Below are 13,223 nucleotides of genomic sequence, written 5' to 3'. Positions count from 1 at the left end.
AATCACGCTTTATCGCGATAAATCCCCCTTAAGGGACCCCTGGCGCAACCATAGCTCGGGGTCCCGACGTTTTTCCTTCGAACAAGCCATGACGCTTGTTCACTTCAGGAACATGAACGCCTCCCGGGTATTGACACCTCACCCGCCACCCTTAAGATAGAAAACGGTATCTACCCGGTCGGCCTGCTGTTTGGGACAGCGGACCCGGGCGGGGTAGACGCGTCCGCGCCATGGCGGACAATGAGCGGGCCCGCATCGCCGAACCGAGACGAGGCGGCCGCGCAGACGCGCGGCAGCTCGGCGGTCGGGCCGGAAGTCCGGTCGGCCCTGCGCCGACCGGGCCGATCGCATACTGGAAAGGGAACCCTGGCGATGAGCCGAACCGATTTCACCTACGTGGAAAGCGTTAGCCCTGGTAGCGGGCGGCGCGATCCGCGGGCGGCGCTGGCCTCCGACGCCGCCGCGCTCAGCCTCGACGGCGAGTGGCGCTTCAACCTGGCCGCGGGCCTCCACGACACCACCGAGGGCTTCGAGGCCCCCGCGTTCGACAGCAGCGGCTGGGCCACCCTCGCCGTCCCGTCGATGTGGCAGATGACCGACCTCGACGGCGACGCCCCCTACGGCAAGCCGCAGTACACCAACACGGTCTACCCCTTCCCGGTCGACCCGCCCCGCGTCCCCGACGCCAACCCCACCGGCGAATACCGCCGCACCTTCACCCTCCCCGCCGAGTGGCCCGCCACCGGCCGCACCGTCCTCCGCTTCGAAGGCGTGGACTCCGCGTTCGCCGTGTGGGTCAACGGGACCCTCCTCGGCGACGGCAAGGGCAGCCGCCTCCCCACCGAGTTCGACGCCACCGAACACCTCGTGGCCGGCGAGAACACCGTCGCCGTCCGGGTCCACCAGTGGTCCGCCGCGTCCTATCTGGAGGACCAGGACATGTGGTGGCTGTCGGGCATCTTCCGCCCCGTCGCCCTCGTCCACCGCCCCGAGCACGGCATCGAGGACGTCTTCGCGCACGCCGACTACGACCACGCCACCGGCCTGGGCACCCTCAGGGTCGAAGTATCGGCCGAGACCGCGGCCGACGCCCGCGTCACCGTGCCCGAGCTCGGCATCGACATCGCCGCCGGCGAGACCGCCAGCGTCGCGGTCGAACCGTGGACCGCCGAGACCCCGCGCCTGTACGACGCCGAGGTCGCCACCGCCACCGAGCGCGTCAGCCTGCGCATCGGCTTCCGAACCGTCGCGATCGAGGACGGCCTGCTCAAGGTCAACGGCAAGCGCATCCTCCTGCGCGGCGTCAACCGCCACGAGTGGGACCCCGACACCGGCCGCACCCTCGCCGTCGAGACCATGCGCCGCGACCTCGAGATCATGAAGCGGCACAATGTGAACGCCGTCCGCACCAGCCACTACCCGCCGGACCGCCGCTTCCTCGACCTGTGCGACGAGATCGGCGTCTGGGTCATCGACGAGTGCGACCTCGAGACCCACGGCTTCGTCCACCACGAGTGGCGGAACAACCCCAGCGACGAGCCCATGTGGAGGGACGCCTACCTCGACCGCATGGCCCGCATGGTCGAGCGCGACAAGAACCACGCCTCGGTCATCATCTGGTCCCTCGGCAACGAGTCCCACACCGGCGACAACCTCGCCGCCATGTCCCAGTGGGCCAAGCAGCGCGACCCCGGCCGCCCCATCCACTACGAAGGCGACTGGGACTCCGGCTACGTCGACATGTACAGCCGCATGTACGCCGACCACGCCGAGACCGACCGCATCGGGCACAAGACCGAGGACCGCACCAAAGACCCCGCGCTCGACGAGCACCGCCGCAACATCCCGTTCGTCCTGTGCGAGTACGCGCACGCCATGGGCAACGGCCCCGGCGGCATGAGCGAGTACCAGCGCCTGTTCGAGCAGCACGAGCGCTGCCAGGGCGGGTTCATCTGGGAGTGGATCGACCACGGCGTGCGCATGCACGACGCGGACGGCCGCGAGTGGTTCGCCTACGGCGGCGACTTCGACGAGCCCCTCCACGACGGCAACTTCGTCGTCGACGGGCTGATCTTCCCCAACCGCGAGCCCTCCCCCGGCCTCGTCGAGTTCAAGAAGGTGATCGAGCCCGTCCGCATCACCGTCCAGCCCGGCTCGCGCGCCGTCGCCGTCGAGAACCTCCGCGACTTCGCCGACACCGGCGACCTCGCGTTCACCTGGGCCGTCGAAGACGAAGGCGTCATCGTCGCCGAAGGCGAGCTCGAAGTGCGGAGCATCGCCGCCGGCGAATCCGCCGTCGTCGCCTTCCCCGCCGGCGTCGCCGCCCTCGGCCGGGCCGAAGGCGAACGCTGGCTCACCGTCCGCGCCGTCCTCGCCAAGGACGAGGCGTGGGCCGAAGCCGGCCACGAGATCGCCTGGGGCCAAGCGCAACTCGCGGCCGGAGCGCCCGGGTCCGCGAACGGCGGCACCGCCGCCGTCGCCGAAGACCGCGGCTACCGCCTCGGCGGCGCCGCGTTCGACGCGCTAGGGCGCCTCACCGCCATCGGCGGGCTCGAGATCGAAGGCCCCCGCCTCGACCTGTGGCGGGCCCCCACCGACAACGACCTGCTCGGCTGGCACGCCCCGCTCGTGCAGCAGTGGCGCGACCGCAACGTCGCCCTCTACCGGCTCGAGCACAAGGTCCTCGACATCGAGTCCACTGCGGACGGACTCACCGTGTCGACCCGCGTCGGCGCCGCCGGGGCCGAGATCGCCATGGGCACCGTCTACCGGTGGCGCCTCGACGGCGGCCGCCTCTGGCTCACCGTCGAGGTGAACCCGGAGGGCGAGTGGGACTTCCCGCTCCCCCGCCTGGGCGTGCGCGCCTCCCTGCCCCGGGGCTTCGACGAGGTCGAGTGGTTCGGCGGCGGGCCCGGCGAGGCCTACGCCGACACCCGCGCGGCCGCCCGCGTCGGCCGCTTCCGGTCGACCGTGGCCGGAATGCAGACCCCGTACGTGTTCCCGCAGGAGAACGGCTCCCGCATCGACGTGCGCTGGGCGTCCCTCACCGGCGAGGGCAAGACCCTCAAGGTGTTCGGCGCGCCCGAGTTCGCGTTCACGGTGCGCCCGTGGACCAGCGAGGACATCGAGGCCGCCAAGCACACGCACGAGCTCGTCGAGCGCGACCGGGTGTACGTCAACCTCGACGCCGGCCTGCACGGCATGGGCTCGGCCGCGTGCGGCCCCGGCGTCCTGCCCCAGCACCGGCTGCTCCCGCAGGCCGCGGCGTTCACGCTCGGCTTCGAAGCGACCGAGTAGGCGCATGCGACGGGTCCGCGCACAAAGGAATACGCGAGCGTGCAATACCCTGGGTGCGGACCCGTCGCATCCCCGAGAACGGTGAGAGAAGGCCCCCAGTGCCCAAGAAGTCGAATGCCGAGACCGGCAAGCGCCCCACGATCAGGGACGTGGCCGCCCGGGCCGGCGTGTCGGTGCCGACGGTCTCGCGGGTCCTCGCCGGGAACTACCCGGTGGCGCCCGCGACCCGCGCGAAGGTGCTGCGCGCCATGCGCGAACTCGACTACGTGGTCAACGCGCACGCCCGCGCGCTGGCCGGGGCGACGACGAAGACCGTAGCGTTCGTGGTCGACGACGTGACGGGGCCGTTCTACGCGTACATCGCACGCGGGGTCGAGCAGCAGGCCGCCTCCGAGGGGCGGCTGTGCCTGCTGTGCACGACGCACGGCGACCCGGAACGGGAGCTCGCGGTCGTGGAGCTCATGCGCGAGCAGCACGCCGAGGCCGTGATCGTCGTGGGCGGCGCGTGGGACGACGGGAAGTACAACGAGCGGATGCGCTACTTCGCCTCGGCGCTGGACCGCTCGGGGTCGCGGCTCGTGCTGTGCGGGCGGCCGTCGCTGGGCGAGGACGTCCCGGCGACGGTGGTGCACTACGACAACGAGGGCGGGTCGTACGCGATGACCTCGCACCTGCTGTCGGCCGGGCACAAGACGATCGCGTACATGGGCATGGGCGTCGGACTGTCCACTACGGACGAACGGGTGCGAGGGTTCCGGCGGGCGCACGCCGACTACGGCGTCGAGGTCGACGAGTCGCTGATCATCCCCGGCGAGTTCTCGAAGCAGAGCGGGTACGACCTGACCAGGGAGCTCGTGGGCAAGCGCGACGACGTGACCGCGGTCTTCGGGGCGACCGACATGGTCGCGGCAGGCGTGCTGAAAGCACTGCGGGAAGCCGGGATCGAAGTCCCCAAGGACATGTCGGTGGTCGGCTTCGACGACATCCCGCTGGCCTCGGACCTCACGCCCGCGCTGACCACGGTGCACGTGCCGCACGAAGAGCTGGGGCGCGAGGCGGTGCGGCTGGGGCTGCGCCGCGAGGCGACCGCATCCGACCAGGTCGTGCTCGGCACCCACATCGTGGTGCGCGAGACCGTGGCCCCGCCGCCGCGGCGGTGAAGGCAGACGTTTCGGGGCCGGGCCGCTGTGCAGCGGCCCGGCCCCGTTGGTTCGCAGTCCGTCTGGGCGTCCGGTCAGCGCCGGCCGTCGTCACCCATCGTCGCCGGTGAGTTTTTCCTTGGCGTCGTGGAGTTTGTCGTCGCCCTTCTCGCGAAGGTCGTCCCACTCCTCCTTCGCCTTGCCCTTCAGCTCCTGCGCGCGCCCCTCGTTAGCGAGGCTCTCGTTGTCGGTCGCGTCGCCGACCTTCTCCTTGGCCTTGCCGACGGCCTGGTCGGTCTTGTCCTTGGCCTTGTCGAATCCACCCATGGCGTTGCCGTCCTTTCTCGAACGGTGATTGAGGCGTGGGTACCCGTTCCGGGCCTGGTCACACCTCCGCTGGTCAGGGCCGGGACGCGGGCGCAGGGCGGTAGTCGGCGTAGTCAAAGTCCGCGAAGCCGCCTTCGGCGGCGAGGTCCTGGACCCAGAGGCCGACGAATGCGCCGGTGAAGCCGAAGGCGTGGACGAGCCCGGGTTCGATCCAGGTGGCGTGCTCGTCCGAGAGGATCGTGGTGTCGGCGGTGACCGCGAGGTCCTGCCAGGGGCCGTTCTCGCGGTACGCGAACCGCAAGGTCGGGCCGTCGAAGGCGATGCGCAGGTCGAGCCGGGTCCCGAGGGCGGCGACGGGCGTGGCGGTGCGGCGGCCGCGGTCGCAGGTGACGAGGCTGAGCATGCGGCGGCCCTGGTCGAGGCCGACCTGCAGGCAGTGCCAGTTGAAGCCGTTGTAGTACGCGGTGATCCCGGCGGTCTGGTCCGCGGTCCGCGGGTCGAATTCGAGACCGGCCTCGAAGACGCCGTGCTTGGCGGTCACGCGTTGGGCGACGAGGCTGGGCGTGCGCTTCCCGTGCGGGGACTGCCCGCCGGCCACGCGCAGATGCGAGGGCCGGGCGGCGAGGCTGAGCCAGGACGGGTCGGCGTGGCGGCGGAGGGTGTTCCAGCGCGGGTCGAGGGCCGGTTCGTCGAAGTCGTCGCGGGCGGGCGCCTCGGGCGCCGCGGATACGGGTCCGGACGGGGCCGGGACCTCCAGTGCCGGTGCGGCGCCCTCGATGCGGGGCCAGCCGTCGGTCCAGGAGACGGCCGCGATGGCGGTCTCGCGGCCGAGGACGCAGCGGCCGGTCGCGTCGCGCTCGCGCGCGTCCTGGGGCAGGCCGTCCTCGACCTCGGTGTAGGGCCGGGAGGTCAGATAGGTCATGTACCACTCCCCCGCCGGGGTCGTGGTGAAGCAGCCGTGGCCGGCCTTCTGGAGCGGCAGGTCGAGCTTGTCGCGGGTGGTGAGGAGCGGCCCGTTCGGGTCGATCTCGTAGGGTCCCAGGAGGTTCCGGGAGCGGGCCACGACCGCGCCGTGGTTGAAGCCGGTGCCGCCCTCGGCGCACAGCAGGTAGTACCAGCCGTCGTGCCGGTAGAGGTGCGGGCCCTCGGTGACGCCCGCGGGGCTCGAGTCGAGGAGCAGGACCGGCTCGCCGACCGCCTCGCCGTCCTCGAGGCGCTGGATCTCGACCCCCTTGAAGCCGGTGATCATGTTGAGGAGCCAGGTCGAGCCGTCGTCCTCGTGGAAGAGGGCGGCGTCGAAGCCCCGTCCCGGGAGCCGCACCGGGTCCGCCCAGGGACCGTCGACGGTCTCGGCGGTGGTCAGGTAGTTCGCGCAGTCCTTGTAGCCGTAGGCGTAGGTGTCGAGCACCGAGAAGACCAGGTGGAAGCGGCCGTTCGCGTAGGTGAGGTCGGGCGCCCACACGCCGCCGGAGTCGGGGACCCCGGTCAGGTCGAGCAGCTGCGGCGAATCGAGCACGCCGCCGAGCGGCCGCCAGTGCCGCAGGTCCCGCGAATGGTGGATGCGGACGCCGGGGCACCACTCGAAGGTCGAGGTCGCCAGGTAGTAGTCCTCGCCGACCCGGACGATCGAGGGGTCGGGGTGGAAGCCGGGCAGGATGGGATTGCGGATCACGTCGGTCACAAGGGTCGATTCAACCGGTCCCGCACCCGGTTTGCAAGCGCTATCCAATAACGATGTCGCCCCCGCGAGGCAGAATCTTGTCGTGACCAGCTTCCAGATCCGCCCCATCTCCCCCGCCGAACACGACGCGCTCGGCGAGGTCTCGATCCGCTCCTATCTCGAAGACGGGCTGCTCCTCGGCGGCCTCGACGACCCGTACGCGCCGAACCTGCGCGACGTCGCGCTCCGGGCCGCCTCCGCGACCGTTCTCGTCGCCGTGGACGGCGACACGGGCGCGATCCTGGGCGGAGTGACCCTCGCGTTCCACGGGAGCACCATGGCGCAGCTGGCGGGCCCGGGCGAGGCCGAGATCCGGATGCTCGCCGTCGACCCCGGCGCGCAGGGACGCGGCGTCGGCTCGGCCCTCGCCGTCGCGTGCGTCGAGCGCGCCCGCACCGAGGAGGGCACGAAGCGGGTCGTGCTGTGCTCGCAGCAGGCCATGACGACCGCGCACCGCCTCTACGCCCGCCTCGGTTTCGAGCGCGCGCCGGAGCTCGACTGGTACCCGCTGCCCGAGGTGCTGCTGTGGGGCTTCCGGCTCGACCTTTAGAGGAGCTCGCCGAACGCCCGCCTGTAGTCGGCCAGCGCCCGGTCGACCTCGCTCTCGGTGAGGCCGTACCGGGCCAGGTCGTACTTGTGGTCGGTGGGGCGGTTGGCGAGCGCCGTTTCGAGCGCGTCCGCTTCGGTTCGGCCCCAAGGGGCCCCGAGGTGTTCGAAGAGCTGCGGGAGGCGTTCGCGGGCGTGGTCGGTGAGGTCGCGGTAGGGGACGTCGACGACGGCGTAGGCGGGCATGCGGGCGCGGGCGGCGCGGGCGCGGTCGAGGCCGGTCGCGAAGAGCCCCAGCCAGGTGCGCCCGATCTCGCGGGGGTCGAGTTCGCTGGTGTTCATGCCGGAGGCGGTCTCGGTCATGGAGCAGAGCGAGGCGAGGGCTTCGGCGGGTTCGCGGTGGGTCCAGAGGATCTGGGCGTCGGGGAAGGTTTTGACGAGGGCGCCGAGGTTCCACAGGTGGGCGGCGGCGCGGATGACCCAGCGGCGGCGGGGGCGGCCGTGCTGGAGGACTTGGAGGGTCTGCTTGAGGTAGCGGTAGTCGGCGGTGTAGTCGCGTTCGAGCATCCACTGGACGTAGCCGGGGGGCTGGGCGCGCACGAGGTGGCCGACGCCGTGCGGGAGGACCCAGACGTCGGCGTCGGGCTGCTGCGGGTGCATGTCGTAGACGGCGCCGAAGGCGGGGAGGGCTTTGGCGAGGAAGTCGGTGGCGCGTTCGGCGCGGCGGAGGTGGTCGCCGCCTTCGAGGTCGGCGTGCATGAGTTCGTGCATGAGCGGGGAGCGGTGGGTCGCGGGGACGGCGAGGAGGCGCTGGAGCATGGTGGTGCCGGTGCGGGGGGCGCCGGTGATGACGATGGGGCGGCTGATGGGCTCGTCGGCGATCTCGGGGTTGAGGGCGTGGAGTTTGCGGATGCGGAGGCGGTTCTCGAGGCGGTCGGCGATCTCGTGCTGGACGGCGACCCAGCCGGTGAGGGTGAGGCCGTGGATGTCGGCGTAGCCGGCGAGGAGGACGCGCATGTCCTCGATGAAGGCCTCTTCGCCGTGGGCGGTGGAGCCGGTGCGGTCCTCGGCTTCGCGGACGGCGCGGTCGAGGAGCCGGTCGACCTTCTTGCGGCGTCCCGCGATGGCGGGGGTGAGGACCGTGTTGACGGCTTTCAGCCAGGGCGAGACGGGTTTCATCGTGTGCCACTCCTCGTATGCCGGTTACGATGCGCCGCTTGGGGATCGGGCCCGGCGGAGCTGAGGTGAGCCTACCGTCGGGTAGGACGGCGGGCCCACCTCAGGGCGCGGAGTGTGTCCGGGCTATCGGGCGTCGGCGTGCTGGGCCTCGAGCGGGATCGCCGCGGCCACTTGGGGGGTGAGTTCGGCGACGAAGCGCGGCGACAGGTGGTTGGCGTCCCGGTAGACGAGGAGGTTGCCGACGACGACGGGGCAGGTGTCGTTCTCCATGTCGCACATCCACGGGATGGGGTCGACGACGGTGGCGTCGGTCTCGGCTTCGATGGTCTCGATGGCGAGGGCGCGGCGTTCGGGCCGGGTGGTGGCCTGTTCGACGTCGACGACGCAGGCGGTGACGTTGTCGGTGTGCTCGGCGAGGCACGCGGGGGTGTCGCCGGGCGGGTTGGCGGAGTCGGCGAGGTAGTAGACCTCGTCCGCGGCGTCGTCGAGGCGGTCGAGGCTCTCGGCCCAGCCGTCGGCCCAGGCGGCGTCGGGGTCGTCGGCGAGGATCTCCTTGTTGTCGTAGGCGGAGGTGACGACGACGTCGGGTTCGATCCGCTCGATCTCGGCGAAGGCCTTCTCCTTCCACTCTTCGCATTCGGTGTAGCGGCGGCCGAGCTGGTTGTCGTGCTCGATGGCGACGGAGACGCTGCAGTTGGCCTTGGCGAAGGGCAGGAGCTGCCAGCCGGAGGCCTCGGCGAGCTGGTTGAAGGCGGGGAACCACTGGGCGGCGTGGGAGTCGCCGAACAGGACGATGGTCTTGGAGCCTTCGGGGTCGCCGAACACGCAGTTCTCGGCGAGGTCGGTGCCTTCGCGGCCGGAGACGCAGCCGTCGGCGTAGAGCGCGGGCTCGTCGGTGCCGGCGTCGTCGAGCGACGGGGTGATGTTGGCGGGCACCGATTCCACATCGGAGGATTCGCCGATCATCTCCCAGACGGTGGAGTCGTCGCCGGTGATCTCGGCGGCTTCGCCGTTCTCCTCGGCGGGCATGGGCTGCTGCACCATCAGGAGCGAGACCGCGAGCATGGCGGTGATGAGCCCGCCGCCCATGGCGAGGGCCCGGGAGGGCACCTGCACGAGCGGCCGCTTGGTGCGGATCGGGTTCTCGACGAGGTAGAACGTGGCGATCGTGAGCAGGAACGCCACGGCCATGAGCAGCAGGTAGTGGCGCAGGCGCACCTCTTCGAGGCCCATGACGGCGGGGCCGATCATGATGAGCGGCCAGTGCCAGAGGTAGAGGCCGTAGGAGATCTTGCCGACGAACTGGGCCGGGCGGATCCCGAGGAGGCTCTGGGCGCCGAAGCGGTGCGGGGCGCAGCCGGCGGCGATGACGAGCGCGCAGCCGGCGACGGGCAGCAGGGCCGCGGTGCCGGGGAAGACGGTGTGCTCGTCGAGGATGAACACGGAGGCGGTGATGAGCGCGAGTCCGGCCCAGGAGGCGAGCGCGGCGGCCCATTTCGGGGCGTGGGCGCGGATGCCGCCGGCGGCGACGGCGATGAGTGCGCCGACGGCGAGTTCCCATGCGCGCGTGTGGATGCCGAAGTAGGACCAGACGGGGTCGCCGGCGGTCCAGGCGGCGCTCATCCAGAACGAGACGCCTCCTGCGATCACGAGGAACGCGGTGATGGCGAGGGTGCGTCCCGGTCCTCGGTTGCGGTGGCGTGCCGCGGTGAATTTTCCGGGGCGGCCGAATTTGGTCCCCAGGAACGCGATCGCGAGGAGGACGAGCGGCCAGACGATGTAGAACTGCTCTTCGACCGCGAGGGACCAGAAGTGCTGCAACGGGGACGGCGGGACCTCGGCGTTGAGGTAGTCCGTGCCTTCTTGCGCCAGGCGGAGGTTGATGATGTTGAGCGCGGCGGCGGCCGCGTCGGCGGCGATCTCGCCGAGCCTGGTGCGCGGCAGCCAGAGCCAGGCCGCCCAGAGCGTTGCGAGCAGGACCGTGGCGGCGGCGGGGAGGAGCCGCACGGCGCGGCGGGCGTAGAAGCCCGCGATCGAGACGGTGCCGGTCTTGTCGATCTCGCGCAGGAGCAGCGAGGTGATGAGGAAGCCGGAGATGACGAAGAAGACGTCGACGCCGACGAATCCCCCTGCCATGTAAGGGAAGCCGATGTGGGCGGCGATGACGGCGCCCACGGCGAGGGCCCGGAGGCCTTCGATGTCGGGCCGCCAGTGGCTGGGGCGCGCACTGGCCGGCGATTCGGTCTGCTGGTCGACCCGAGCTCTCCGCTTGATCGCGAGGGTCTCGGGGTCCCGCTTCGGTGCTATGCGGGCGGCGGCGTCAATGGACGTCTTCGCCGGTTCTGGTGCGTTGGTCAGACGCATGGATCTCGGTCTCCGAACGGTTCACCGGGCATCGGACTCCCAGCCGGGCAAGGCTGGGCGGACTGGGGGTCGGGGGTCTTACCGGGGACGAGTGCAGACCATAACATTGCCCGGTGAATGGGATCTACCCCCTCTAATGCGGTGATATATCACTCAATCACCACGTAACAGAGCGTGCTCGCCGCCCGGGACGCGGCGAGGGCGCACCCGTGGGACCGGATGCGCCCTCGGCGTCACTCGTTCAGAGCCCTTACGGGACGCCCGGCGGTTCGGGGGTCCGGCGCAGCAGGCCCTCCTGCGTGGCCGAGGCCAGGTGCACGCCGCGCTCGTCGAAGAACCGGCCCTGGGCCAGGCCGCGGCCGTCGGCGGCGGTCGGCGACATCGAGTCGTAGAGGATCCAGTCGTCGAAGCGGAACGGCCGGTGGAACCACAGCGCGTGGTCGAGGCTCGTCCCGAGGTAGCCGCCGGGGCCCCACACCTCGCCGTGGCGGGACAGGACCGAGTCCAGCAGCGTCAGGTCCGAGGCGTACGTGAGCACGCACACGTGGATGAGCGGGTCGTCCGGGAGCCGCCCGTCGGCCTTCATCCACACCCGCTGGTGCTCCTGCGCCGGCCGCTCGCCCGAGGCCGAGAAGCCCGAGCCGCCGCCCGCGTAGCGCACGTCGATCGGGCGCGGCACGCGCGCCCAGATCCCGAGCCGGTCCGGGTGCGCCTTCAGCTGCTCGCCGAGCGGCGCGATGTCCTCGGGCCGGGCCAGGCCCTCAGGGGCCGGGTCGGAGTGCTCCAGGCCGCGCTCGCCGGTGTGGAACGAGGCGGACATGAAGAAGATCGTCTGCCCACCCTGCAGGGCCACCGTGCGGCGCACGGAGAACGAGCGGCCGTCGCGGATGTCCTCGACCTGGTAGACGATCGGCTTCGTCGAGTCGCCGGGGCGCACGAAGTAGCCGTGCAGCGAGTGGACCCGGCGGTCGGCCGGAACGGTCCGCCCGGCGGCGACGAGCGCCTGCCCGGCCACCTGGCCGCCGAAGACGCGCTGGTGGGCGCCTTCGGCACGCGGGCCCCGGTAGAGGCCCTTGTCGATCTCCTCGAGGTCGAGGACGCCGAGGAGCGAGTCCACGGCGTCCTGCCCTACGAGGACTTCACGCCCGTTGGTGTTCAAGGAATCAGGAACCGATCTGGTGGACCCGGACGGTGTTCGTCGAGCCCGGGGTCCCCGCGGGGGTGCCGGCCACGATGACCACGAGGTCGCCCGGCTGCGCGAGGTGGTGCTCCTGCAGGGTCTGGTCGACCAGCTTGAACATCGCGTCGGTGTGGTCCACGTGCTCGACCAGGTAGGAGTCGGTGCCCCAGGAGAGCGCCATCTGGTTGCGGACGCTCTCGATCGGGGTCAGGCCGTAGATCGGGCGGTTCGGCTTCAGGCGGGCGAGGCGCTTGACGGTGTCGCCGGTCTGGGTGAACGCCACGAGGGCCTTCGCGCCGATCGCGTCGGCGATCTCGGCGGCCGCGTGGGTCACCGCGCCGGACTTGGTGCGCGGGTCGTGCAGCAGCTCGCGCAGGGCGATCGGGCCGGTCTCGGTGGTCTCCACGATCTTGGCCATGGTGCGCACGGTCCCGATCGGGTACTTGCCGACCGAGGTCTCGCCGGAGAGCATCACGGCGTCGGTGCCGTCGAGGACGGCGTTGGCGACGTCGGAGACCTCGGCGCGGGTGGGCCGGGCGTTCTCGATCATCGAGTCGAGCATCTGGGTGGCCACGATGACGGGCTTGGCGTTCTCGCGGCAGAGGCGCACGATCTCCTTCTGGACGATCGGGACCTCGTCGAGCGGCATCTCGACGCCCAGGTCGCCGCGGGCGACCATGACGCCGTCGAAGGCACGCACGACCTCTTCGAGGCGCGCGACGGCCTCGGGCTTCTCGACCTTGGCGATGATCGGGCGGCGCACGCCGACCTCGTCCATCACCTTGTGGCCCAAGCGGACGTCGTCGGGGCTGCGCACGAACGACATCGCGATGAGGTCCACGCCGAGGTTCAGCGCGAACTTCATGTCGGAGATGTCCTTCTCGGACAGCGCCGGCACGGAGATGTTCACGTTCGGCAGCGACAGGCCCTTGTTGTTCGAGACCGGGCCGCCCTCGACGACCAGGCACTCGACGTCGGTGTCGTCGGCGCTGAGGACCTCGAGCGCCAGCTTGCCGTCGTCCACCAGGAGGCGGTCGCCCTTGGAGACCTCGGCCGGCAGCTTCTTGTAGGTGCACGAGACGCGGTCGTGGGTGCCCTCGACGTCGTCGGAGGTGATCTTGATGCGGTCGCCGGCGTCCCACTGCTCGACGCCGTTGGCGAAGGTGCCCAGGCGGATCTTGGGGCCCTGCATGTCGGCCAGGATGGCGACGGGCTTCCCGGCGGCCTCGGCGGCCTCGCGGACCATCTGGTAGACGGCCTCGTGGTCGGACTGGGCGCCGTGGGAGAAGTTCATGCGGGCGACGTTCATGCCGGCGTCGATCAGGCCGGCCATGCGCTCGGGCGTGGCGGTGGCAGGCCCGATGGTGCAGACGATTTTTGCTCTACGAGTCACCCTGCGAGCTTATATCGGACGCCTACTCGCACTCGCAGGGTCTCCGCAGTTGAGAGGTGGAATTCACCGGTGCCGGAA

At 71.0% G+C, this 13,223-nt stretch carries 9 protein-coding genes; 3 read left to right on the top strand and 6 right to left on the bottom strand.

Annotation, left to right across the window (positions count from 1 at the left end; all coding sequences use genetic code 11):
* Positions 1-372: 372 nt before the first annotated feature.
* Together J5V16_RS02250 and J5V16_RS02245 are read left to right on the top strand one after the other, a co-directional pair.
* Positions 373-3,297: a glycoside hydrolase family 2 TIM barrel-domain containing protein gene (locus tag J5V16_RS02250; RefSeq protein WP_208494312.1), complete on the top strand. Its 2,925-nt coding sequence runs from the start codon at positions 373-375 to the stop codon at positions 3,295-3,297.
* A 98-nt stretch (positions 3,298-3,395) separates the two neighbouring features.
* Positions 3,396-4,457 (top strand): LacI family DNA-binding transcriptional regulator, encoded by a 1,062-nt coding sequence (locus tag J5V16_RS02245; RefSeq protein ID WP_208494311.1) that lies wholly within the window; start codon positions 3,396-3,398, stop codon positions 4,455-4,457.
* A gap of 90 nt (positions 4,458-4,547) precedes the next feature.
* Here J5V16_RS02245 and J5V16_RS02240 read toward each other — a convergent pair whose 3' ends face one another.
* A complete protein-coding gene (locus J5V16_RS02240; RefSeq protein ID WP_208494310.1) occupies positions 4,548-4,763 on the bottom strand; it encodes a CsbD family protein in 216 nt (71 codons plus the stop codon).
* 73 nt (positions 4,764-4,836) lie between these two features.
* Positions 4,837-6,435, bottom strand: a complete 1,599-nt coding sequence (locus J5V16_RS02235; RefSeq protein ID WP_208494309.1) for a glycoside hydrolase family 43 protein — start codon at positions 6,433-6,435, stop codon at positions 4,837-4,839.
* Positions 6,436-6,526: 91 nt separating this feature from the next.
* On the opposite strand from J5V16_RS02235, the gene J5V16_RS02230 reads away from it, so the two are divergent.
* Positions 6,527-7,033, top strand: coding sequence for a GNAT family N-acetyltransferase (locus tag J5V16_RS02230; protein WP_208494308.1), 507 nt, complete (start codon positions 6,527-6,529; stop codon positions 7,031-7,033).
* On the opposite strand, the gene J5V16_RS02225 is transcribed toward J5V16_RS02230, so the two are convergent.
* From J5V16_RS02225 to pyk, 4 genes are all read right to left on the bottom strand, one after another.
* On the bottom strand, positions 7,030-8,208 hold the full coding sequence (locus J5V16_RS02225) for a sulfotransferase family protein (RefSeq protein WP_208494307.1): 1,179 nt from the start codon (positions 8,206-8,208) through the stop codon (positions 7,030-7,032). The genes J5V16_RS02230 and J5V16_RS02225 overlap by 4 nt on opposite strands.
* 123 nt (positions 8,209-8,331) lie before the next feature.
* Positions 8,332-10,572: an acyltransferase family protein gene (locus J5V16_RS02220; RefSeq protein WP_208494306.1), complete on the bottom strand. Its 2,241-nt coding sequence runs from the start codon at positions 10,570-10,572 to the stop codon at positions 8,332-8,334.
* Positions 10,573-10,822: 250 nt separating this feature from the next.
* Positions 10,823-11,731 (bottom strand): acyl-CoA thioesterase, encoded by a 909-nt coding sequence (locus J5V16_RS02215; protein WP_208494305.1) that lies wholly within the window; start codon positions 11,729-11,731, stop codon positions 10,823-10,825.
* Between the two features lie 4 nt (positions 11,732-11,735).
* The gene (pyk, locus tag J5V16_RS02210) at positions 11,736-13,145 is read right to left on the bottom strand and encodes a pyruvate kinase (protein ID WP_208494304.1); all 1,410 of its coding nucleotides are present in this window, start codon (positions 13,143-13,145) and stop codon (positions 11,736-11,738) included.
* Between the last annotated feature and the right edge of the window lie 78 nt (positions 13,146-13,223).

Origin of the sequence: Glycomyces niveus (assembly GCF_017592475.1) — a bacterium.
GTDB classification, from domain to species: domain Bacteria; phylum Actinomycetota; class Actinomycetes; order Mycobacteriales; family Micromonosporaceae; genus Glycomyces; species Glycomyces niveus.
The sequence above is the reverse complement of the archived record's forward strand: the minus strand, read 5'-3'. Positions and strand labels throughout refer to the sequence as shown.

Excerpts from the sequence above, each read along its gene's own strand:
- J5V16_RS02250 (WP_208494312.1), top strand. The coding sequence starts at position 373 with ATGAGCCGAACCGATTTCACCTACGTGGAAAGCGTTAGCCCTGGTAGC.
- J5V16_RS02240 (WP_208494310.1), bottom strand. The coding sequence starts at position 4,763 with ATGGGTGGATTCGACAAGGCCAAGGACAAGACCGACCAGGCCGTCGGC.
- J5V16_RS02225 (WP_208494307.1), bottom strand. The coding sequence starts at position 8,208 with ATGAAACCCGTCTCGCCCTGGCTGAAAGCCGTCAACACGGTCCTCACC.
- J5V16_RS02220 (WP_208494306.1), bottom strand. The coding sequence starts at position 10,572 with ATGCGTCTGACCAACGCACCAGAACCGGCGAAGACGTCCATTGACGCC.